The sequence below is a fragment of the Actinophytocola xanthii genome, from assembly GCF_001921205.1.
GTDB lineage: Bacteria > Actinomycetota > Actinomycetes > Mycobacteriales > Pseudonocardiaceae > Actinophytocola > Actinophytocola xanthii.
In genome coordinates this window covers 42020-62509 of sequence record NZ_MSIE01000042.1, presented here as the reverse complement: position 1 = coordinate 62509, position 20490 = coordinate 42020, and the positions used below count along the sequence as shown (strand labels likewise).

General features: G+C 71.7%; 21 protein-coding genes and 1 pseudogene. 18 read left to right on the top strand and 4 right to left on the bottom strand.

Features of this window, described 5'->3' with window-relative positions; genetic code table 11:
* From BU204_RS40185 to BU204_RS22400, 5 genes and pseudogenes are all read left to right on the top strand, one after another.
* A pseudogene (locus BU204_RS40185) lies at positions 1-550 on the top strand (carbohydrate ABC transporter substrate-binding protein); the annotation flags it as partial.
* Positions 543-1487 carry a carbohydrate ABC transporter permease gene (locus BU204_RS22415; protein WP_075127694.1) on the top strand — a complete coding sequence of 315 codons (945 nt, stop codon included), beginning with the start codon at positions 543-545 and terminating at the stop codon, positions 1485-1487. The pseudogene BU204_RS40185 and the gene BU204_RS22415, both read left to right, overlap by 8 nt.
* The gene (locus BU204_RS22410) at positions 1484-2359 is read left to right on the top strand and encodes a carbohydrate ABC transporter permease (protein ID WP_075127693.1); all 876 of its coding nucleotides are present in this window, start codon (positions 1484-1486) and stop codon (positions 2357-2359) included. The genes BU204_RS22415 and BU204_RS22410 overlap by 4 nt, the downstream gene beginning before the upstream one ends.
* A complete protein-coding gene (locus BU204_RS22405) occupies positions 2356-4449 on the top strand; it encodes an alpha-galactosidase (RefSeq protein ID WP_075127692.1) in 2094 nt (697 codons plus the stop codon). Before BU204_RS22410 ends, BU204_RS22405 begins: the two co-directional genes overlap by 4 nt.
* A gap of 30 nt (positions 4450-4479) precedes the next feature.
* Complete coding sequence (locus tag BU204_RS22400; RefSeq protein WP_198942960.1) at positions 4480-5079, top strand: GNAT family N-acetyltransferase; 600 nt, start codon at positions 4480-4482, stop codon at positions 5077-5079.
* A gap of 103 nt (positions 5080-5182) precedes the next feature.
* Here the strand turns inward: BU204_RS22400 and BU204_RS22395 are convergent, their stop codons facing one another.
* A complete protein-coding gene (locus tag BU204_RS22395; protein WP_158073493.1) occupies positions 5183-5965 on the bottom strand; it encodes a class I SAM-dependent methyltransferase in 783 nt (260 codons plus the stop codon).
* Between the two features lie 271 nt (positions 5966-6236).
* Between BU204_RS22395 and BU204_RS22390 the strand changes: the two genes are divergently transcribed.
* From BU204_RS22390 to BU204_RS22365, 6 genes are all read left to right on the top strand, one after another.
* Complete coding sequence (locus tag BU204_RS22390) at positions 6237-7088, top strand: fumarylacetoacetate hydrolase family protein (RefSeq protein WP_075127690.1); 852 nt, start codon at positions 6237-6239, stop codon at positions 7086-7088.
* 43 nt (positions 7089-7131) lie between these two features.
* Positions 7132-7842: a (Fe-S)-binding protein gene (locus tag BU204_RS22385; RefSeq protein WP_075127701.1), complete on the top strand. Its 711-nt coding sequence runs from the start codon at positions 7132-7134 to the stop codon at positions 7840-7842.
* Positions 7824-9266, top strand: coding sequence for a lactate utilization protein B (locus tag BU204_RS22380; RefSeq protein ID WP_075127689.1), 1443 nt, complete (start codon positions 7824-7826; stop codon positions 9264-9266). The genes BU204_RS22385 and BU204_RS22380 overlap by 19 nt, the downstream gene beginning before the upstream one ends.
* Positions 9259-9879: a LutC/YkgG family protein gene (locus BU204_RS22375; protein ID WP_075127688.1), complete on the top strand. Its 621-nt coding sequence runs from the start codon at positions 9259-9261 to the stop codon at positions 9877-9879. Before BU204_RS22380 ends, BU204_RS22375 begins: the two co-directional genes overlap by 8 nt.
* A 106-nt stretch (positions 9880-9985) precedes the next feature.
* Positions 9986-11281, top strand: a complete 1296-nt coding sequence (locus BU204_RS22370; RefSeq protein WP_075127687.1) for an enolase C-terminal domain-like protein — start codon at positions 9986-9988, stop codon at positions 11279-11281.
* Positions 11278-12027 (top strand): SDR family NAD(P)-dependent oxidoreductase, encoded by a 750-nt coding sequence (locus tag BU204_RS22365; protein ID WP_075127686.1) that lies wholly within the window; start codon positions 11278-11280, stop codon positions 12025-12027. Before BU204_RS22370 ends, BU204_RS22365 begins: the two co-directional genes overlap by 4 nt.
* Before the next feature lie 12 nt (positions 12028-12039).
* Here BU204_RS22365 and BU204_RS22360 read toward each other — a convergent pair whose 3' ends face one another.
* A complete protein-coding gene (locus BU204_RS22360; RefSeq protein WP_075127685.1) occupies positions 12040-12750 on the bottom strand; it encodes a FadR/GntR family transcriptional regulator in 711 nt (236 codons plus the stop codon).
* 63 nt (positions 12751-12813) lie between these two features.
* On the opposite strand from BU204_RS22360, the gene BU204_RS22355 reads away from it, so the two are divergent.
* From BU204_RS22355 to BU204_RS22330, 6 genes are all read left to right on the top strand, one after another.
* A complete protein-coding gene (locus BU204_RS22355) occupies positions 12814-13122 on the top strand; it encodes an L-rhamnose mutarotase (protein WP_075127684.1) in 309 nt (102 codons plus the stop codon).
* Entirely contained in the window at positions 13119-14084 is a 966-nt protein-coding gene (locus BU204_RS22350; RefSeq protein WP_075127683.1) for an aldo/keto reductase, read from the top strand. The genes BU204_RS22355 and BU204_RS22350 overlap by 4 nt, the downstream gene beginning before the upstream one ends.
* Positions 14084-14926, top strand: a complete 843-nt coding sequence (locus tag BU204_RS22345; RefSeq protein WP_198942961.1) for an amidohydrolase family protein — start codon at positions 14084-14086, stop codon at positions 14924-14926. Before BU204_RS22350 ends, BU204_RS22345 begins: the two co-directional genes overlap by 1 nt.
* Positions 14923-16005 carry a cytochrome P450 gene (locus BU204_RS22340; protein ID WP_198942959.1) on the top strand — a complete coding sequence of 361 codons (1083 nt, stop codon included), beginning with the start codon at positions 14923-14925 and terminating at the stop codon, positions 16003-16005. The genes BU204_RS22345 and BU204_RS22340 overlap by 4 nt, the downstream gene beginning before the upstream one ends.
* Positions 16002-16601, top strand: a complete 600-nt coding sequence (locus BU204_RS22335) for an ATP-binding protein (protein WP_075127680.1) — start codon at positions 16002-16004, stop codon at positions 16599-16601. The genes BU204_RS22340 and BU204_RS22335 overlap by 4 nt, the downstream gene beginning before the upstream one ends.
* 255 nt (positions 16602-16856) lie before the next feature.
* Complete coding sequence (locus BU204_RS22330; protein WP_158073492.1) at positions 16857-17651, top strand: calcium-binding protein; 795 nt, start codon at positions 16857-16859, stop codon at positions 17649-17651.
* Here the strand turns inward: BU204_RS22330 and BU204_RS22325 are convergent.
* Complete coding sequence (locus BU204_RS22325) at positions 17644-18309, bottom strand: hypothetical protein (RefSeq protein ID WP_075127678.1); 666 nt, start codon at positions 18307-18309, stop codon at positions 17644-17646. The two genes, BU204_RS22330 and BU204_RS22325, sit on opposite strands and share 8 nt — an antisense overlap.
* Positions 18310-18375: 66 nt before the next feature.
* Here BU204_RS22325 and BU204_RS22320 point away from each other — a divergent pair, with 66 nt between their 5' ends.
* A complete protein-coding gene (locus BU204_RS22320) occupies positions 18376-18999 on the top strand; it encodes a TetR/AcrR family transcriptional regulator (RefSeq protein ID WP_083661523.1) in 624 nt (207 codons plus the stop codon).
* A gap of 160 nt (positions 19000-19159) precedes the next feature.
* On the opposite strand, the gene BU204_RS22315 is transcribed toward BU204_RS22320, so the two are convergent.
* Complete coding sequence (locus BU204_RS22315) at positions 19160-20482, bottom strand: ABC transporter substrate-binding protein (protein ID WP_233160460.1); 1323 nt, start codon at positions 20480-20482, stop codon at positions 19160-19162.
* Positions 20483-20490 lie beyond the last annotated feature (8 nt).

Here is a 20490-nt window from a genome sequence, read left to right as displayed (position 1 = left end):
GCCCTACCACCAGACCGACGCGCTCGGCCGCACCTGGCAGGAGGCGGCGCAGAGCCTGCTGCGCAAGGAGTCCGGGATGTACACGCTCGGCCTGTTCATGGGCCAGCAGTTCCCCGAGGGTGCCGAGCGCGACGACCTGGACTTCTTCCCGTTCCCGGAGGTCGACTCGGCGGTGGGCGCGGACGCGGTCGAGGCGCCGATCGACGGGTTCATGATGGCCGCTCGCCCCCGCAACGAGGAGGGGGCCAAGGAGCTGCTGCGCTACCTCGGCACCGCCGAGGCAGGCGACACCTACCTCGAGAGCGACCCCAACAACGTTGGCGCCCACAACGACGCCGACACTGCCGGCTACAACGCCCTGCAGAAGAAGTCCCAGGAGCTGGTGAGCAACGCCAAGTCCATCTCCCAGTTCCTGGACCGCGACACCCGGCCCGACTTCGCCTCCACCGTGATGATCCCGTCGCTGCAGGAGTTCCTCCGCAACCCGGACGACATCGACGGCATTACGAAGAGCATCGAGGACCAGAAGGCTTCGATCTTCGGTGGCTGACACGGCGGTGCGCGAGTCGGCACCGGGGCTCGGGGCCGTGCGGCGTCCGCCGCGCCGCCCCCGCGGCGTACGCACCCTGTCCACCGGGGACAGGGTGACCGTCGTGCTGATGGTCGCGGTGCCGACGCTGGTCGTGGTGGGCCTGGTGTGGGGGCCGGCGCTGGCGACCGTGCTGCTCTCGTTCACCGACTGGAACGGCATCGGGAACATCGCCGACATCAATCCGGTCGGCTGGGAGAACTACCGGAACGCGACGACGAACTACCCGCCGTTCGGTCCGGCCATCGAGCACAACATCATCTGGCTCGTCGTGTTCTTCTTCGGCCCGACCCTGCTCGGAATCCTGCTCGCGGTGGTGCTCGACCGCGAGCTGCGCGGCAGCCGGATCTACCAGAGCATCTTCTTCATGCCGGTGGTGCTCTCGCTGGCGCTGGTCGGCTTCATCTGGCAGCTGATCTACTCCCGCGACCAGGGCCTGCTGAACGCGGTTCTCGGCACCGAGACCGACTGGTTCGGCGACCCCGACGTCAACCTCTGGGCGGTGCTGGTGGCCGCCGGCTGGCGGCACACCGGCTACATCATGCTGCTCTACCTGGCCGGCCTGAAGGCGGTGGACCCGGCGCTGCGCGAGGCGGCCGCCGTGGACGGCGCCGGCGAGGTCCGCACGTTCCTGCGGGTCATCTGGCCGGTGATGCGCCCGGTGAACGTCGTCGTCCTGGTCATCACGGTGATCGAGTCGCTGCGCGCGTTCGACATAGCCTGGGTGATCAACAAGGGCCGCAACGGCTTGGAGCTGATCTCGACCCTGGTGACCCAGAACGTGATCGGCGAGGCGAGCCGGGTCGGGTTCGGCTCCGCACTGGCCACGATCATGATCGCGATCTCGACCGTGTTCATCGTGATCTACCTGGTCCAGGTCATGCGGGAGCAGCGATGAACCCGGCGGTCAGGCGCGGGCCGGTGCGTCCGGCGCGGGTCGTGCTGGTGGTGGTCCTGACCGTGCTGGCGATCGGATGGCTGTTCCCGATCGCCTGGGCGGTCTACAACTCGCTGCGCGACTTCGACTTCACCTCGGTCAACGGTTACTTCTCCGTCGGCGGGTTCACCTTCGACAACTACATCGAGGCCTGGACGCGCGGCAACTTCGAGCAGACCTTCCTCAACACCGCGATCATCGTCGTCCCGTCGGTACTGCTGACCCTGCTGCTCGCGTCCTCGGTCGCGTTCGTCCTGGCGCGGTTCAGCTTCCGGTTCAACATCGCCCTGCTCGTGCTGTTCACCGCCGCGAACCTGCTGCCGCAGCAGGCGTTGCTGGTGCCGTTGTTCCGGCTGTTCCTGAACTTCGAGCTGTCCTACGACATCAGCGACTCCGGCTCGCTCTACGACACCTACTTCGCGGTGATCGCGGTCAACGTCGCCTTCCAGACCGGTTTCTGCACCTTCGTCCTGAGCAACTACATGAAGGCCCTGCCCCGCGAGCTGACCGAGGCGGCCATGGTGGACGGTGCAGGGGTGCTGCGCCAGTACTGGCAGGTCGTGCTCCCGCTCTGCCGCCCGGCCCTGGCCGCGCTCGCCACGCTGCAGATCACCTGGGTGTACAACGACTTCTTCTGGGCCGTCGCGTTCATGCGGACCGGGGACAAGCTGCCGGTGACCAGCTCGCTGCAGAACCTGCGGGGGCAGTTCTTCACCGACTACAACCTCCTCTCGGCCGGCTCGGTGATCGTGGCGATCCCGACACTGGTGATCTTCTTCCTGCTCCAGCGGCACCTCCGCGCTGGCCTGACGCTGGGGGCGACCAAGGGATGACGATCGTCCACCTGGCCACCGACACGGTCAGCCTCGTCCTGGACGCCAGGAGCGGCGGGCTGCCGACAGTCGTGCACTGGGGCGCCCCCCTGGGCAGGCCCTCCGAACCGGAGCTGGCCGCCCTGGCCGACGCGGTAGTCGGCCCCACCTCGCCGAGCACGCCGGACGAGCCGGTGCCGCTCGCGGTGCTGCCCGAACCGGCCGCGGGCTACCGGGGGCGGCCGGGCCTGCGCGGGCACCGGACCGGGCGAGCCGGCCTGCCCTCGTTCCGCCTCACCGACCTGCGTGTCGGAGCTTCCTCGGTGGAGATCACCGCCGAGGACGCCTTCGTCGCGTTGCACCTGGTCATCACGCTGGATCTGACCCCGTCCGGCGTCCTGCGGCTGCGTGCCGGGGTCGCCAACCACGGCGACGAGCCGTACACGCTGGACGCCCTGGAACCGGCGCTGCCGGTGCCCGCCCAGGCCACTGAGCTGCTGGACCTGACCGGGCACTGGACGCGCGAGCGGCACCCGCAGCGCAGGCGGTTCGACCTGGGCACCTGGGCGCGGGAGAGCCGTCGCGGACGGACCGGTCACGACGCCACGCTGGCCCTGCTCGCCGGCACCGCCGGGTTCGGGTTCCGGCACGGCGAGGTGTGGGGCCTGCACGTGGCCTGGAGCGGGAACCACGTCACCTACGCGGAGCGGATGCCGGAGGGCACCGCGACCCTGGGCGGCGGCGAGCTGCTCGCCCCCGGCGAGGTGATCCTGGCGCCGGGGGAGGAGTACGCGTCCCCCTGGCTCTACGGTGTCTATAGTGGACGCGGGGTCGACGGCCTCAGCGCGGCGTTCCACCGCTGGTTGCGAGACCGGCCCGGCCACCCGGCGACACCGCGGCCGGTGGTGCTGAACACCTGGGAGGCCGTGTACTTCGACCACGACCTGACCAGGCTGCGGAGCCTTGCGGACGTGGCGGCCCGGATCGGCGTCGAGCGGTTCGTCCTGGACGACGGCTGGTTCCGCCACCGTCGCGACGACACCGCCGGCCTCGGCGACTGGTTCGTCGACGAGACGGTGTGGCCGGACGGGCTGGCGCCGCTGGTCTCCCACGTGACCGGGCTCGGCATGCGCTTCGGGATCTGGGTCGAACCCGAGATGGTCAACGAGGACTCCGACCTGTACCGAGCCCATCCCGACTGGGTTCTCGCCCGGGGCGACGGCACCCTGCCTCCCCGGGCCCGCCACCAGCAGGTGCTGGACCTGAACGTGCCCGAGGCGTACGCGTTCGTCCTCGAGCGCCTGGACGCGCTGCTCCGGGACAACGACATCGCGTTCGTCAAGTGGGACCACAACCGCGACCTGCCCGGCGCGGCGGCGCACCGCCAGACGCTGGCCGTCTACCGCCTGCTCGACGAGCTGCGGACACGCCACCCGTCGGTGGAGATCGAGAGCTGTTCCAGCGGTGGGGCGCGGGTGGACCTGGAGATCCTGGCCCGTACCGACCGGGTGTGGACCAGCGACTCGAACGACGCCCTGGAGCGCCAGACGATCCAGCGGTGGACAGGGCTGCTGCTGCCGCCGGAGCTGATGGGTGCGCACATCGGCCCGCCGACCGTGCACTCCAGCGGGCGCACCCAGAGCCTGTCCTTCCGGTACGCCACGGCGTTGTTCGGCCACTTCGGACTGGAGTGGGACGTGACCTCCGCCGACGAGCCCGACCTCGAGGCGGTGGCCTTGGGTATCGCCTACTACCGCCGGGTGCGAGGGCTGTTGCACACCGGCGAGGTGGTCCGCGCCGACCACCCCGACCCCGCCGCCCACGTCCACGGCGTCGTGTCCGACGACCGCTCCTCGGCCCTGTTCGCCTACGTCCAGCTCACCACCTCCGAGCGCGCGGTTCCCGCCGCCATGCGGATTCCGGGCCTGGACCCCGACCGCCGCTACCGCGCGACCCCGGTCGCGCCGGTGGGCGAGCCGATGACGCTGGGCCGCCGCGCCCCGTCACCGCCGCGCGTCCTCACCGGTCGCATGCTGGCCGAGGTGGGCCTGCGGCCGCCCTTGCTGACCCCCGAGCAGGCATGGCTCGTCGAGCTCGAGGCCGAGGGCTGACCGTCGCGCCCGGTCGTCGATAATGGACGGGTGGGAGCGTGGATTCGGGAGTTCAGGGCTGGGGACACCGCGGAGGCCTACGCGGTCTGCCTGCGCACCGGGGACAGCGGCGAGGACGCGAGCGCGCTGCACACCGACCCGGACCTGCTCGGCCACGTCTACGTCGGCGCCTATCTCGCCCTGGCGCCGAGCCTCGCGTTCGTCTGCGTCGACGACACGGGCGTGGCCGGTTACGTCGTCGGCGCCAGCGACACCAGGGCGTTCGAGCAGGCGTGCGAGCGGGACTGGTGGCCCGGGCTGCGGCGGCGGTACCCCCCGCACTCCTTCCCGGCGCACACCCCCGACGGTCGAGTCCTGCGCCTGATCCACGAGCCCCCGGAAGCGGACGCGGACGTCGTGGAGCGCTACCCCGCGCACCTGCACATCAACCTGATGCCCCGCCTGCAGGGCCTGGGCATGGGCCGCCGCCTCCTGGAGACCCTGTTCGACGCCCTGCGCGCGGCCGGCGCGCCGGCCATACACCTCGGCGTGTCCGCCGTGAACCACCGGGCGATCGGCTTCTACCACCGGATGGGCTTCACCGAGGTCCGCCGGCACACCACGTCGCTGATCCTCGCCAGACCGCTGTGAGCCGGCGGGAACACCGTCGGTGGGGGCGCGGTCACGATGCTCGGGCCGTGCTCGAGGTGCGCGGGCCGACGCCGTTGTGGTCGGTGGCCAGCCCGCGCGCGGGTCAGGTCGGACGGCGGCCGTGGGCGCCGACGACCATCCAGGCGTAGTCGACATAGGACGGGTCGGCGTAGGCGGTGTAGGCGGCCGTGAGGTCGGCCCTGGACACGACACCGCGGGCCAACGCGGGCTCCTCGACGAGCCGGTGCGTGGCGGCCATCCACCGCGCCGCCGGCGAACCGCCGCGCACCGAGACCGCGTACCCCTCCGCCCCGCAGTCGACGAGCCCGGCGTCCTCCAACGGCCGCGGTAGCCGCCGTGCCCAGCCCGGGTCGGTTCCCACCGACGCTCCCAGGATCTCGCCCAGCGCGGTCAGGCACCGGGCGACCGCCACGTGCCCCGCCAGCTCCGGAACCGGCGTCGCCGACTCGACCACCAGCACACCCCCCGGCCTGAGCCAGGAAGCCATGCGGCGCACCGCCTTCTCCCGCTCGCTGACGTGCTCGAGCACCATCCGAGCGTGGATCAGGTCGAACTCCCCCGGCGCCTCGTCGGCGGTCACGTCGTGGCGCAGCACCCGCACCCCGGCGTCGGCCAGTGGTGTGAGGAGGTCCACCGCCATGTCGGTGGCGACCACGTGCTCCGGGCCGGCGCGCTCGGCGAGCAGCCGCGCCACCGAACCGGCTCCGGCGCCCACCTCGAGGCAGTCCCAGCCCGGTCGGACCCCGAGCCGGTCCAGCAGCCGCGCGGTGAACGGATCGAACACCTCTTCCAGCAGCGCCAACCGCTCGTGCTCGGCCCGCGCCTTGGTGTCCACGTACGAGGTCCAGTTGCGGGTGTTCGACACGATGGCCGAGAGTACGGGAAACCACTACCCGACAGCTCCGGCGTCCGGAGCAGGGCACGTTGGTCCGGCACGACGAACCGATCGGTGAGATCGCAAATACATCAGATCTTTCTTGGGCGACGGCCAGCTCTCGCTGATGACGATCGGGTATCTGTCGGTTTACATCCGATGTATCGCGCGTCTAGAGTCGTGGCCGTCTGCGGATCTGTGCTGACCTGCGACGACGTAGGGTTGTGCGGGAGACCGTGCCCCCGGACAAGGAGCGACTGCCTTGCGGCTGATGCGTGTGGGTGCCCCCGGCGCCGAGCGGCCCGTGGTGCTGGACGACGAGGACCGTGCCTTCGACCTGGCCCAGCTGACCGACGACATCGACGGTGCGTTCCTCGCCGGCGACGGCATCGCCCGGGCCCGTGCCGCGCTCGCCGCCGGTGAGCTGCCGCAGGTGGACGTTGCCGGGCAGCGGGTCGGACCGCCGATCGCCCGGCCCACGGCAGTCGTCTGCGTCGGCATGAACTACGCCGCGCACGCGGCCGAGTCGGGCGCCGCGCCGCCGCCGCAGCCAGTGGTGTTCTTCAAGCACCCCAACACGGTCGTCGGTCCGTTCGACGACGTGCTGGTGCCCAGGAACGCGGAGAAGGTCGACTGGGAGGTCGAGCTCGGCGTGGTGATCGGCCGCCGGGCCCGCTACGTCGACCGGGCCGACGCGCTGTCCCACGTGGCCGGCTACACCGTCTCCAACGACGTCTCCGAGCGGTACTTCCAGCTCGACCCCGCGGTCTCGGGCGGCCAGTGGGCCAAGGGCAAGTGCGCCGAGACGTTCAACCCGCTCGGCCCCTGGCTCGTGCCCGCCGACGAGGTCGACCCGCAGGCGCTGGGCCTGCGCTCGTTCGTCAACGGCGAGCCGCGGCAGGACTCCACGACCGCGGACATGCTGTTCGGCGTCGCCGAGCTGGTTCACCAGCTCAGCCAGTTCATGGTGCTCGAGCCGGGCGACCTGCTCAACACCGGAACACCGCAGGGCGTCGCGCTCTCGGGCCGGTTCCCGTACCTTTCGGTCGGCGACGTCATGGAGATCGAGATCGACGGCCTCGGCCGGCAGCGCCAGGAGTTGGCCGGGGCCTGACCCCGGCGGCGGGAGGAGTGCGGTGACCACGCGGGTCGCGTTGATGGCCACGTGTCTGACCGACACGTTCTTCCCGGACACCGCGCGTGCGGTGGTCCGGCTCCTGGAGCGGCTCGGCTGCACGGTGGAGTTCCCGCCGGCCCAGACCTGCTGCGGCCAGATGCACTACAACACCGGGTACCGCCGCCAGGCCACCACGCTCGCCAGGCACACCGCGCGGACCTTCGCCGACTACGACGCCGTCGTCGCCCCGTCCGGCTCCTGCGCCGGCATGGTCCGCGACCTCTACCCCGGCCTGCACCGCTCCACGGTGCGGGTGGCCGGGCGGACCTACGAGCTGTCCGAGTTCCTCGTCGACGTGCTGGGCGTCGAGGACGTCGGCGCCTACTTCCCGCACCGGGTGACCTACCACCCGACCTGCCACTCGCTGCGCATGCTCGGCGTCGGCGAGAAGCCGCTGCGGCTGCTCCGCGCGGTGCGCGGGCTGGAGCTGGTCGAGCTGCCGGCGGCGCGGTCGTGCTGCGGATTCGGCGGCACCTTCGCGCTGAAGAACGCGGACACCTCGACAGCCATGCTCGCGGACAAGATGCGCAACGTGCTCGACACCGGCGCCCGGGTGCTCACCGCGGGCGACAACTCGTGCCTCATGCACATCGGCGGCGGGCTCACCCGCCTCAACACGGGCGTGCGGACGCTGCACCTGGCGGAGATCCTGGCGAGCACCGAGGAGGAGCCGTGGGTCGCAACCCCGTGACCTGGCTGGGCAGCCCGACGTTCCCGACCGCCGCCCGAACCGCGCTCGCCGACGTCCAGCTGCGGGGGAACCTGGCCCACGCCACCGGCACCATCCGCACCAAGCGCGAGGCGGCGGTCGGCGAGCTGCCGGACTGGGAGCGGCTGCGCCGCGCCGGCGAGGCGATCAAGGACGACGTCCTGTCCAACCTGGACGTCTACCTGACCCGGTTGGAGGCCGCGGTCACCGCCCGCGGCGGCGTGGTGCACTGGGCCCGGGACGCCGCCGAGGCCAACGAGATCGTGCTCGGCCTGGTTCGCGCGGCCGGCGCGACCGAGGTGGTCAAGGTCAAGTCGATGGCCACCGCGGAGATCGGGCTCAACGAGGCGCTGGAGGCCGGCGGGGTCTCGGCCATCGAGACCGACCTCGCCGAGCTCATCGTCCAGCTCGGTGAGGACCGCCCGTCGCACATCCTGGTGCCGGCGATCCACCGCAACCGCTCGGAGATCCGCGACATCTTCCGGGCCACCATGCCCGGGGCGTCGCCGTCGCTGTCCGACCGGCCGGCCGAGCTGGCCGAGGCGGCCAGGGCGCACCTGCGGCGGAAGTTCCTCTCCGCGCAGGTCGCGATCTCCGGCGCCAACTTCGCCGTCGCCGACACCGGCTCGGTCGTCGTCGTCGAGTCCGAGGGCAACGGGCGCATGTGCCTGACCCTGCCCCGGACGCTGATCACGGTGATGGGCCTGGAGAAGGTCGTGCCGTCCTGGCGCGACCTCGAGGTGTTCCTCCAGTTGCTGCCCCGCTCCTCGACCGCGGAGCGGATGAACCCCTACACCTCGGTCTGGTCCGGGGTGACGCCCGGCGACGGTCCGCGCGAGTTCCACCTCGTGCTGCTGGACAACGGTCGGACGGCCACGCTCGCCGACCGGGTCGGCCGCCAGGCACTGCGCTGCATCCGCTGCTCGGCCTGCCTGAACGTGTGCCCGGTCTACGAGCGGACCGGCGGGCAGGCCTACGGCTCGGTGTACCCCGGGCCCATCGGGGCGATTCTCACCCCGCAGCTGGGCGCGGGGACCGACGACCCGGGGACCGCCTCGCTGCTGCGCTCGCTGCCCTTCGCCTCGTCGCTGTGCGGAGCCTGCTACGAGGTGTGCCCGGTGCGGATCGACATCCCGGAGGTGCTCGTGCACCTGCGGGGGCGGGTGGTGGCCGAGAAGCCCGCCTACGCGCCGGAGGCGGTGGCGATGGCGGCGGCGTCCTGGGTGATGGTCTCCCCGCGCCGATTCCGCTTCGCCCAGCGCCTGCTCGGTCCGTTGCGGCTGTTGGCCAGGCGGGGGCGGGTGCGCCGGCTGCCCTGGCCCGCGTCGTTGTGGACCGACTCGCGGGACGTGCCGGCTCCGCCGCGGGAGACGTTCTCGGCGTGGTGGCGGAGGAACCGTGGCTAGCTCACGAGAGGTCGTGCTCGGGCGGATCCGGGCGGCGCTGTCCGACCGGCCCACTGCGCCGGAGGTGCCCAGGGACTACGACCAGACCCGCGCGCTGGGGGACGTGATCGGCCTGTTCGCCGAGCGGGCCGCGGACTACCGCGCGCTGGTCCGGCGCGTGCGTTGGGACGACCTGCCGGCCGAGATCGAGTCCTCCCTGCGGGCACGGGGGGCGACCAGGCTCGTCGCACCGGCCGACCTGCCCGCGGTCTGGCGGGTACCGGGCGTGGTGTGGTCGCTGGACGCACCGGCCTACCCGCTTCCGGTCCGGACGCTGGATCGCTCCGACGGGGTGCTGACCGCCTGTGCCGTGGCGATCGCGGAGACGGGCACGATCGTGCTCGACGCCGGCGAGGCCCAGGGCCGGCGCGTGGTGACCCTGGTTCCGGACTACCACCTGTGCGTGGTGCGCGAGGACCAGGTCGTCGGCACGGTGCCGGAGGCGCTCGCCAGCCTGGAGCCGACCAGGCCACTCACGTTCATCAGCGGCCCCTCGGCTACCAGCGACATTGAGCTGGACCGGGTCGAGGGTGTCCACGGCCCCCGCCACCTCGAGGTCCTCATCGCCGGCTGAGATCCGACCAATGCTTGCACCGTTGTCGGTGCCCGCTGGATTCCGCGTGTCCGATGGGGTATACATCGGATGTCTGCTCGACGGTGACGGAAGGGAACGCGGCTCTATGGCGCGCATTGCCGGCATGGACGTGCTCGACATCCGCTTCCCGACCTCACGGGAGCTGGACGGCTCGGACGCGATGAACCCCGACCCGGACTACTCGGCCGCCTACGTCGTACTGCGTACCGACGACGGTCCGGACGGGTACGGGCTCGCGTTCACCATCGGGCGCGGCAACGACGTGCAGGCCGCGGCCATCCGCGCACTCGAGCCCCTGGTCGTCGGTCGGTCCACTCCGGACACTCCGGCAGCGCTGGCCGCGCTGTCGGCCGACCTCGTGGGGGACTCCCAGCTGCGCTGGCTCGGCCCGGAGAAGGGTGTCGCGCACATGGCCATCGGCGCCGTGGTGAACGCGGCCTGGGACCTGGCGTCCCGTCGAGCTAATTGTCCACTCTGGACCTTACTGGCGGCGATGACGCCCGAGGACATCGTCGGCCTGGTGGACTTCCGCTACCTGTCCGACGCGCTCACCGAGCAGGAGGCGCTGGACATCCTGCGGGACGCCGAACCCGGGCGCGCGGAGCGGGCGGCGCGGATCCGGGCCAGCGGCTACCGGGCGTACAGCACCAGCCCGGGCTGGCTCGGCTACAGCGACGACAAGCTGGTTCACCTGGCCACGCAGGCCGTCGCCGACGGCTTCGACATGATCAAGCTCAAGGTCGGCGCCTCGGTCGAGGACGACGTCCGTCGGCTGCGGCTGGCCAGGGCCGCGGTCGGTCCGGACGTGCGGATCGCGGTCGACGCCAACCAGCGCTGGGACGTCGCGCCGGCGATCACCTGGATGCGGGCGCTCGCCCCCTACGACCCGTACTGGATCGAGGAGCCGACCTCGCCAGACGACGTCCTCGGCCACCGTGCGGTGGCCGACGCCGTCCGACCGATCCGGGTGGCCACCGGCGAGCACGTGCAGAACCGAGTGGTGTTCAAGCAGCTCCTGCAGGCCGGCGCGATCGACGTGCTCCAGCTCGACGCGGCCCGGGTCGGCGGGGTGAACGAGAACGTGGCGATCCTGTTGCTGGCCGCCAAGTTCGGCGTGCCGGTCTGCCCGCATGCCGGCGGTGTCGGGCTCTGCGAGCTGGTCCGGCACCTGTCGATGTTCGACTTCGTCGCGGTCTCCGGCACCGACGCCGACCGGGCCATCGAGTGGGTCGACCACCTGCACGAACACTTCACCGACCCCGCCGTCGTGCGCGGCGGGCGCTACCTCGCACCGACCAGGCCGGGCTTCTCCGCGCGCATCCGTGATGAGAGCCTGGCACGGTACACCTATCCCAACGGTCCAGAGTGGAGAGACGCATGACCGACTTCGAGGGCCTGCGCGCCCTGGTCACCGGCGGAGCGTCCGGCATCGGCCTGGCGACGGCCGGGCTGCTCGCCGCGCGCGGCGCCCAGGTCGCCGTGCTCGACCTCAACCCCGAGGTGGCCGCGCCGCTGGTGGGCTTCCGCTGTGACGTCTCGGTCGGCGCCGAGGTCGACGAGGCGGTCGGCGCCGCAGCCGAGCGCCTGGGCGGCATCGACGTCCTGGTGAACAACGCCGGCATCGGCGCCCAGGGCGACGTGACCGCCAACGGCGACGACGAATGGCACCGCGTGCTGGACGTCAACGTGGTCGGCATGGCCCGGGTGACCAGAGCCGCCCTGCCGCACCTGCGTCGCTCCTCGGCCGCGGCCGTGGTCAACACCTGTTCGATCGCGGCCTGGCAGGGCCTGCCCAACCGGGTGCTCTACTCGGCGAGCAAGGGCGCGGTGCTGGCCATGACCCTCGCGATGGCCACCGACCACCTCGACGACGACATCCGGGTCAACTGCGTCTGCCCGGGCACGGCCGACACGCCCTGGGTGGGGCGGCTGCTCGACGCAGCCGCCGACCCGGCCGCCGAGCGCGCAGCGCTGGCCGCCCGCCAGCCGATGGGCCGGCTGGTCACCGCGGACGAGGTCGCGAACGCGATCGCCTACCTGGCGAGCCCGCTGTCCAGCTCGACCACCGGGACCGCGCTGGCCGTGGACGGCGGCATGTACGGGCTGCGCCCCCGGCCCAGGACCTGAGGCGTGTCCCGGTCAGCCGACGGCCGCCGGGTCGGCCTCGCCGTTCGCGCCGCCGAGGGCGATGCGCAGCCACTGCTCCACCCCGGCGACGTGCACCGTTGCCCAGGAGCGGGCCAGCTCGGGCTCCTTGGCGGCGATCGCCTCGTAGATCGCCCGGTGTTGCTCGCGGGTCTTGGCCACCGCGCCCTCCTGGGTGACCGCACGCCAGATGCGTGCCCTCGTCGTCGGGCCGGACAGGCTGTCGATCAGCGAGCAGAGCACGGGATTGCCCGAACCGAGCGCGATCCGGCGGTGGAACTCGAGGTCGTTGGCCACGAGCGCCTCGACCGTCGGCGACTCGTCCAGGTCGTCGAGGAGGGTGGCTAGCTCCGCGATGTCCGCCTCGGTCATGCGCAGCGCGGCCATCGCGGTGGCCGCGGGCTCCAGAATGCGCCGCACCGCCAGGAAGTCCAGGACGGTGTCGTCGCGGTGGAAGTCGACGACGAACGTCATCGCGTCCAGCAGCAGCTTCGGCTCCAGGCTCGTCACGTACGTGCCGTCGCCCTGGCGCACGTCGAGCACGCGGATCAGGCACAGCGCCTTGACCGCCTCGCGCAGCGAGCTGCGGGACAGGCCGAGCCGCCCGGCCAGGTCGGCCTCCTTGGGCAGCCGGTCACCCGGCGCCAGCTCGCCAGAGATGATCATGCCCTTTATCTTGTCGATCGCCTCGTCCGTGACCGGCATGACACGACCCTCCCCACAGACCTCGGATGTTTCTCCCGCCAGAGTGCCATGAATGGAGGCCCGATGCGTGTTGCTCTGCACACCCGGCTCAAGCCGGGCAAGGAGGCGGAGTACGAGCGGGTGCACGCGGTGATCCCGCCCGAGCTGGATGTCGTGCTGCGGCGCGCGGGTGTCTCCTCATGGCGCATCTGGCGTGACGGTCTCGACCTGTTCCACGTCGTGGAGGTCGAGGACTACGCGGCTATGCGCGCCGCGCTGCGCGAGGACCCCGCGAACGTGCGGTGGCAGTCCAGGATGGCCGAGCTGCTCGACGTGCCGGACGACTACTCGGGCACCGACACCGGACTGGACCTCGTCTGGGAGCTGCCGTGAACCTGACCCCGCTCGGCCTCGGCTGCGCGCAGCTGGGCAACCTCTACCGCGCGATGTCCGACGAGACGGCGACCGCGATCGTCGACACGGCGTGGGACAGGGGGATCCGCTACTTCGACACCGCGCCGCACTACGGGCTGGGGCTCTCCGAGAAGCGGTTGGGCGCGGCGCTGGCCGGGCGGCCGCGGGCCGAGTACGTGTTGTCGACCAAGGTCGGCCGGCTGCTCGTGGACAACCCGGACTGGGCGGGGGAGCGGGACACCGAGGGCTTCGACGTGCCGGCGAGCCTCACCCGCCGCCGCGACTACAGCCGGGACGGCGTGCTGCGCTCGCTCGAGTCGAGCCTGGGGCGCCTCGGCGTGGACCGGATCGACATCGCCTTCGTGCACGACCCGGAGGACTTCGTCGAGGAGGCGCTGGCCGGGGCGCTGCCGGCGCTGGTCGAGCTGCGTGAGCAGGGCGTGCTGCGCGGCATCGGCCTCGGCATGAACTTCGACTCGGTGCTGGCCGAGTTCGTCCGGCGGGCCGACGTCGACATCGTGATGATCGCCGGCCGGTACACGCTGCTCGAGCAGCCGGCCCAGGACGAGCTGCTGCCGCTGTGCGTGGAGCGGGACGTGCGCGTGGTCGCCGCCGGGGTGTTCAACTCCGGCATCCTCGCCTCGCCGCGACCCGGCGCCACCTACAACTACGAGTCGGCGCCGGCCGAGCTGGTGGCGCGGGCGGCGCGGATCGCGGACGTGTGCGCCCGCCACGGGGTCACGCTGCCCGAGGCCGCGATCGCCCTGCCGGGCGCTCATCCCGCGGTGGCCAGCGTGGTGCTCGGGGCGAGCTCGCCGGCGCAGGTTGAGTCGAACGCCGACCGCGCCGCGGTCCGGGTGCCGCCCGCGCTGTGGGCCGAGCTGGTCGCCGAGGGCCTGCTGCGGGCGGACACGCCGGTACCGGAGGAGACCGAGGCATGATCATCGATTCGCACCACCACCTGTGGGATCCGGCGACCCGGGACTACCCGTGGATGGCCGCCGCCGCGCTCGACCCGATCCGGCACGCGTACACGCTCGAGGACCTGCGTGCGGTGGCGGCGGGGGTGTCCGGGACCGTGCTCGTGCAGACCGTGGCGTCCACCGAGGAGACCGAGGAGTTCCTGGCCACGGCCGCTGCCGCGGACGGTCTGGTCCTCGGCGTGGTCGGCTGGGTGGACCTGCTGGCTCCCGACGTGGCCGACCACGTGGCACGGCTGCGGTCGCTCCCGGGCGGTGACCTGCTGGTCGGCGTCCGGCACCAGGCCGAGGACGAGCCCGACCCGCGTTGGCTGGTTCGGCCGGACGTGCTGCGCGGCATCGCCGCGCTGGCCGAGGCCGGCCTCGTCTACGACGTGCTGGTGCGCGAGCCCCAGCTGCCGGCCGCGGTGGAGCTGGTCGGCCTGCTGCCCTCGGTCCGGTTCGTGCTCGACCACGCCGGTAAGCCCCCGGTCGCCTCCGGCGCCCTCGACGGCTGGGCCGGCCTGGTGACCCGGCTGGCCGAGCACCCCAACGTGTTCTGCAAGCTCTCCGGCCTGGTGACGGAGGCCGACTGGCACTCCTGGCGGGTGGACCAGCTGCGCCCGGTCGCCGAGCACGTGCTTGCCGCGTTCGGTCCCGAGCGGGTCATGTTCGGTTCGGACTGGCCGGTCTGCGAGCTGGCCGCGAGCTACCAGCAGGTCACCGAGTCCGCCGGGGCCCTCCTCGCGTCCCTGTCGGAGGCACAGCGGGCCGAGGTGTTCGCCGGCACCGCCGTCCGCTGCTACGGCCTGCGGCTCCGGTGACACTCGAGGAGCTGGCCGACGACCCGCACCCCCTGCTGGCCCGGCTGCGCGAGAGCGAGCCGGTCGCGTGGGTGCCGGCGTTGCAGGGTTGGCTCGTGACCAGGTACGACCTGGCCCTGGCCGTCCTGCGGGACGCGGACACGTTCACCGTCGACGACCCCCGCTTCTCCACGGCGCGGGTGATCGGCCCCAGCATGCTCTCCCGCGACGGCGCGGAACACGCCCGGCACCGCACTCCGTTTCTGGCCCCGTTCCGCCCGGCGGCGGTGCGCGACCACTTCGCCCCGTTCATCGCCGCGACGGCCGCCGACCTCATCGCGGCCTTCCCACCCGACGAGGTCGAGCTGCGTTCCGCGTTCGCCGGCCCTCTCGCGGTCGCGGTGGTGGTCGACGCACTCGGCCTCCCCGGCGTCGACGCGGCGACGGTCCGTTCCTGGTACGCCGCCATGGTCGACTCGGTCTCCGCCGTCACCGCCGGCGCCGACCCCACCCCCGAGGGCGCGACCGCCTACCGCGACCTCCACGAAGCGGTCTCGCGCGGACTCCACTTCCAGACCCACACGCTCACCGAGGCCGAGGTGGTGGCGAACGCCGCCGTGCTCATGTTCGGCGGCATCGACACGACCGAAGGCATGATCACCAACCTGGTTCGCCACCTGCTCCTCCATCCCGCCCCGGTCACCTCCGCCGCCGTGGAGGAGTCCGTCCGCCTGGAACCGGCCGCCGCCGTGGTCGACCGCTACGCCACCCGCGACACCGCCCTGGCCGGCGTGCCCGTCCCCGCCGGCGACCTGGTGGTCGTCTCCCTGGCCGGCGCCAACCGCGACCCCGCCGTGTTTCCCGACCCGGACACCTTCGACCCCCACCGCCCCAACGCCTCGATGAACCTGTCCTTCGCGCGGGGCCCCCACTTCTGCATCGGTGCCCGCCTCGCCCGGGTCGAGACCGAGATCGCCGCCCGCACCCTGTTCGAGACCTTCCCGAACCTCCGGCTGGCCCCCGATCACCCCCACACCCCCCACGGCCTGGTCTTCCGCAAACCCACGGCCCTCCACGTCCGCACTACAATGCCCACGTGACCTCCCCGTGGCACAACACCACGCACGACTGGTTACGCGAAGTGGACGTGGACCACCTCGAGCGGATCCGCCGCATGCCAACGGAGTTCGCCCCCAGCGGTGCCCTGCACCTGGTGCTCGAGGTGCTGGCCCAGGCCGCCGACGAGGCCGCCATCCCCGGTCATGGCCGCGCCGTCGTGACGCTGCACCCCGACGGCTCCCTCTCCATAGCCGACGACGGCCGAGGCACCGACACCCGCGTTGACGCCGAAGGCCGCACGGTCAGGAAACCGGTGATGGCCACCACGGATCTGCGCTTCTTCGACCACCCCGCCCCGCCGCACCTCCCCGACGGCCACCTCCGCCGCGGTCTGTCGGTCGTCGCCGCCCTGAGCGAGTGGCTCGTCCACACCAACCACCGCGGCAACGGCTCCTGGACCCAGCGCTACGAACGCGGCATCCCCGTCACCGACCTGGTACCGATCCCGTCCCCGCCGACGCGCACCGGGACCACCGTCCACTTCCTCCCGGACCCGGCGCTGGCTCGCGTCGAGCCCGCCGCCATCCCCGCCACCTTCGGTCCTCAGCTGGAGATCGAGCTCCGCGCGGGCAGGTAGCCGCCTGAGCGGGTGAACCTGGGATAACGGTGTTCACGTTTCACGCTCGAAATCGATGTCACCGACAGCGTCGCCGCGACAGCGTCCCCATCGGAATCCCATTGTTCCGATCAACGAGCGCGAAGGGCGTCCAACATGAAACTCGCCGGGAATCGCTACCTCGGTGTGCTGGTAAGGCTGACGATCGTCATCTTGGGGAGTGCCGGGATCAGCGCCGTAGCCGCGGCTCCTGCCGCTGCGGCCAGTTGCTTCGGCGTGAGTTCGACCATCAACGGAACGCCGGGCAACGACACGCTTCTGGGCGGCAGCGGTGCCGACGTCATCGACGGTGGCGGAGGCAACGACCTCATCATCGGTAACGGCGGGAACGACAGGCTGTGCGGCGGAGACGGGGCCGACATCATCGAGGGGTACAGCGGCGACGACGCCATCTCTGGTGGTGCGGGCTCCGATCACCTCGACGGCGGCCGCGGTGGCTGCTGCGACCCCGTTCTGGACACCGGTACGGACACGATCAACGGCGACGACGGTCACGACGTGATCTGGTCCTCCGACTACGGGCGGTTGATCGCGAACGGGGGTACTGGGGACGACCAGATCTACGGGCTGCCGGGCAACGACGTGATCGGTGGCGGTGGGGGCAACGACCTGGTCAGTGGCGGCCAGGGGAACGATCTGTTGGACGGTGGGCTCGGCGGATGCTGTGATCCGGTTCAGGACACCGGGTCGGACACCGCCTACGGCGGTGCCGGAAGCGACACCATCTGGTCCGCCGACTACGGCCGGTTGAGTGCGAACGGTGAAGCCGGGAACGACACCATCTACGGTCTCGGCGGTGGAGACGCTCTCTGGGGAGGACCGGGAAGCGACAACCTCTTCGGGAACGGTGGCGCTGACTACCTCGACACCCACGACGGCTTCACCAACAACGACCTGGCCAACGGCGGTGACGGCACAGACACCTGCCGCATCGACGTCTACGCCTACAACCCGGCCTACCGTGACGTCGTGTACTACTGCGAGACCATCCACACGGTCCAGGTCACCTAGAACCGACCGGAACCGGTCGGCAGGCCACGGCGGCGAAGCCGATCCCGTTCTCCCGGAGCCTGCGCGACACCGACCTGCGGAAGCTCGGCCGGAGCAGGCGCGGGAAGAACCCGAACGCGCTGCCCGGCAGGCGGACGTGGTTCACGAACACGTACGGACCGTTCCTCACCGGCTGCAGGAGCGCCGAGTCCCGCACGCCCGCCCTGTCTGTGAACCACCCGGCGATCTCCTCCCACGTCCGCAACGCACGCTCCGGCTCCGCCGCCGTGAAGTGGTTGAACAGGAACGCCCCGGCCTTCGAACGATCGATGTCGCCGATCCGCCGTCCGTTGCGCGCCGGCATCACGAAGTCGGCGGCCAGCTCGCGGAAGACGGCGGTGTCCTCGACAGCCGCGATCGTCTCGGGCGACGTCGTCCGCACCAGCACCATCACGTCGAACCGCGGGTGCTCCGCCGCCGGAGGGATCAGCACGGCCTCGTAGACCGCGACGTCGACGACCTCGGCCAGTTCGGTCAGCCGGCGCGCGGTGTCCGCGCAGGCCCGGAGCCGCTCGGCCCGCCTCGTGCTGCTGGGCACGAGCGGCACCCGTCGCGGCGGATCCACTCGGATCCCGACGTAGAGATAGCCGTGCGGTGCGGGGGTTGTGAACGGGGACATCGCGGCTCCTTCGGTGTGTGGGACCGACGGTAGCAAATAATCGATCGATCGATTAGTTTCTACCGCATGGCGGAGACCAGGAGACGCCCAGGCCGTCCACGCAAGGCGGACGCGGGCGACACGAAGGCTGTCCTGCGGCGCGCCGCGCTGCGCCTGTTCGCGCGCAACGGCTACGCCGGAACCTCGATCCGGGCGATCGCCCGCGAGGTCGGCCTCAGCGAGAGCGTGCTGTACGCCCACTTCGCCAGCAAGCAGGCGATCTTCGACGCCGTCCTGGCCGAGTTCGGGCCCTCGGGTCCACCCGCGCCGGCGAACCCCACCGAGGCCGACGCCGACCCGCCGCGTTACCTCCGCGAGCTTGTGCACGCGTTCCTGGACGAGTGGGACACCCCCGACGCCCGGCTGCTGATCAGCCTGCTGGCCCGCGACGGCCTGCTGCACACCCCAGCCCTGCGCGAGGCCGTCGAGGCCATGCGGACCTCGGTCGCCGGATTGCTGGAACGCTGGATCGCCACCGGTCGGCTACCGCCCGACCGCGGCTCGGCCCGCGACCTCGCCCTGGCGTTCACCGCCCCCATCGGCCTGACCCGCATCCTGTACCTGCACGCGGGCGCCACCGGCGAGGAGCGCGCCACGGCCCGCGCGGACATCCTCCGGCACGTGGAGACGTTCGCCAGGACCTTCCGCTAGGGCGCGTCCGCACAGTCCCGGTCGATGGGCTTGGTGATCCAGGTCGTCGCTGGCAAGGCGGAGGGCGGGCCTCGTACCGGGTTGTACTCGGTCTGTCCGACAACGCGGCCAGCGGCGGGCTGGGCGCGGAGACCGCGATCGAGGGCTGTGCGGACGTGCCCTAACGCCCGGCGACCTGCTTGGCCTGGGTCACCGCCTGCTGCCAACCCTGGTCCGGCGGCAGGCCGGTGTCCACGGCCTGGAGTGCGGGCACGACCGCCTGCTGCTGGACCTCGCCGCTCCTCGCGCCGGGCTGGCGCGGCACCGGAACCTTCGTCGCCAGCTCGGCGTACACCCCCGCGGTCTTCTCGCCGGTGAAGTAGTCCTTTGTGGCCCCCCGCAGCGTCGACGACTCCAGCGCCTCGACCTGGCCCGGGAACACGCTGGCCGTCTCGAACGCGGTGAGCTGCTGTTCGGGCGCGGTGAGCCAGGCGGCCAGGGCCGCCGCCTCCTCGGGGTGCTCGCCCTGCGCCGGCACGGCCAGGTAGGAGCCGCCCCAGTTGGCGCTGCCGCCGGGGAACGCGGGCGCCACGGCCCACTTCCCGGCGTTCGACGGACCTCCGTGCGCCTCGATCAGGCCGAGCATCCAGTACGGCGCCGGCATCGTCGCGAAGGACGGCTTCCCCAGGCCGCTGATCCACTCCGGCATGAACGCGGGCAGCTTGGCCGACTGGCCGCGCCCGGCCGCGGCGGTGACCTGGTCCCAGTTCGCCTTGATCCGCTGGTTGCTCTCGATGACCAGCGCGCCGTCCTCGTCGAAGTAGCCGGTCTCGAGTTGGTTGTGCATCACCGTGAAGACCTGCGCACTCGAGTCGAACCAGGGCTTTCCGGTTGCCTGGACGTATCGGTCGCCGGCGGAGAAGTAGGAGTCCCAGCTCTCGAACAGCGCGGCGACCTCGCTCGGCTCGGTGGGCAGGCCGGCCGCGGCGAACAGGTCGGTGCGGTAGGCCATGGCCGTCGGTCCGATGTCGACGCCATAGCCCACCCAGGTGCCCTCCGGCGCGATACCGCCCTTGTGGACCCAGTCCAGCCAGCGCTCCGCGCTGACGTCGTCGGGCCCGACCTCGGCGAGGTCGGCGAAGAGGTCGGGCTGGTCGAGCAACGCCGCCATGCCGAAGTCGTCGATGGCGACGACGTCGGAGGCCGTGCCCGCGGCCAGGCTGGCCTGCAGCTTGGGGAGGTAGCTCGCGCTGTCGGTGGTCCTGTCGTGCCTGATGGTCACGTTCTCGTGCTGGCGCTGGTACTCCTCCAGCAGCGCGTCGAACCCGAACTCCCCGAAGCTGGAGACGGTCAGCTCGACCGGCTCGTTCGACACCTCGGGGCGCACGCTCGCGTCGGGGTCGGCGACCGGGACACCCGCGGTGACCTTGCTGCATGCCGTCGCCATACCGACCACCCAGACCAGGGTGAGGATGGCCACCGTCCGTCGTCGCTGTCCTCGCACGCCGGCAG

What these genes read in the sequence shown, in the direction of transcription:
- BU204_RS22410 (WP_075127693.1), top strand. Translation starts at nt 1,484, where the DNA reads ATGAACCCGGCGGTCAGGCGCGGGCCGGTGCGTCCGGCGCGGGTCGTG.
- BU204_RS22405 (WP_075127692.1), top strand. Translation starts at nt 2,356, where the DNA reads ATGACGATCGTCCACCTGGCCACCGACACGGTCAGCCTCGTCCTGGAC.
- BU204_RS22385 (WP_075127701.1), top strand. Translation starts at nt 7,132, where the DNA reads ATGGCCACGTGTCTGACCGACACGTTCTTCCCGGACACCGCGCGTGCG.
- BU204_RS22370 (WP_075127687.1), top strand. Translation starts at nt 9,986, where the DNA reads ATGGCGCGCATTGCCGGCATGGACGTGCTCGACATCCGCTTCCCGACC.
- BU204_RS22365 (WP_075127686.1), top strand. Translation starts at nt 11,278, where the DNA reads ATGACCGACTTCGAGGGCCTGCGCGCCCTGGTCACCGGCGGAGCGTCC.
- BU204_RS22360 (WP_075127685.1), bottom strand. Translation starts at nt 12,750, where the DNA reads ATGCCGGTCACGGACGAGGCGATCGACAAGATAAAGGGCATGATCATC.
- BU204_RS22355 (WP_075127684.1), top strand. Translation starts at nt 12,814, where the DNA reads ATGCGTGTTGCTCTGCACACCCGGCTCAAGCCGGGCAAGGAGGCGGAG.
- BU204_RS22325 (WP_075127678.1), bottom strand. Translation starts at nt 18,309, where the DNA reads ATGTCCCCGTTCACAACCCCCGCACCGCACGGCTATCTCTACGTCGGG.
- BU204_RS22320 (WP_083661523.1), top strand. Translation starts at nt 18,376, where the DNA reads ATGGCGGAGACCAGGAGACGCCCAGGCCGTCCACGCAAGGCGGACGCG.